Here is a 902-nt window from a genome sequence, read left to right as displayed (position 1 = left end):
GGTACTAACGTGTTTATCGTTGCTCCTGTGACTACTTCATTGTCAGCTACTGGTGGTAGCTGCGTGAACGTGATGTCTACATTACCTGTACCGGTTAAACCATCTTCATCTTCTACCGTGTAATCGAAATTGATTGGCTCTGTACTATCCGGCGCTGGCGTTACATCTAATGTGCCATTAGTGTTTAGCGTTACCATAGTCCCATCACTCAACGTTACTGTTGATAATGGTGCTATTGGTGTTACTGTACCGTCTGGGTCGATTATCTCTGTGATTGTCAAGTTGGCGTTGTCTCCATCTGGGTCGTCATCGCCATCTAATACATTAATATTTAATGGTGTGTTTATTGTGGCATCAGTAACAACTTCATTGTCCGCTACTGGTGGTAGCTGAGTGAAACTGATGTCTACATTACCAGTATCGGTTAAACCATCTTCATCTTCTACCGTGTAGTCGAAATTGATTGGCTCTGTGCTATCTGTCGCTGGTGTCACTTCTAATTGTCCACCTGTTAACGTTACATCTGTGCCATCTGATAGAGTTACTGTAGCGCCATCTGTAATTGGGAATACTGTACCATCTAGGTCGATAATCTCTGTAATCGTTAAATTGGCATTATCGCCGTCTGGGTCGTCATCGCCATTTAATACATCTACTGGTACTAACGTGTTTATCGTTGCTCCTGTGACTACTTCATTGTCCGCTACTGGTGGCAGCTGAGTGAAAGTGATGTCTACATTACCAGTATCGGTTAAACCATCTTCATCTTCTACCGTGTAATCGAAATTGATTGGCTCTGTGCTATCTGTTACTGGTGTCACTTCTAATTGTCCGCCTGTTAACGTTACGTCTGTGCCATCTGATAGAGTTACTGTAGCGCCATCTGTAATTGGGAATACTGT

At 43.2% G+C, this 902-nt stretch carries 1 protein-coding gene; it reads right to left on the bottom strand.

The window, feature by feature from the left end; all coding sequences use genetic code 11:
* The coding region (locus ACFQ1Q_RS10500; RefSeq protein WP_386130988.1) for an Ig-like domain-containing protein at positions 1 to 902 on the bottom strand (902 nt) is incomplete at both ends.

Origin of the sequence: Winogradskyella litorisediminis, from assembly GCF_042675765.1 — a bacterium.
Taxonomy (GTDB): domain Bacteria; phylum Bacteroidota; class Bacteroidia; order Flavobacteriales; family Flavobacteriaceae; genus Winogradskyella; species Winogradskyella litorisediminis.
Note: the sequence above shows the minus strand (reverse complement) of the source record. Positions and strands in the feature narration are given on the sequence as shown.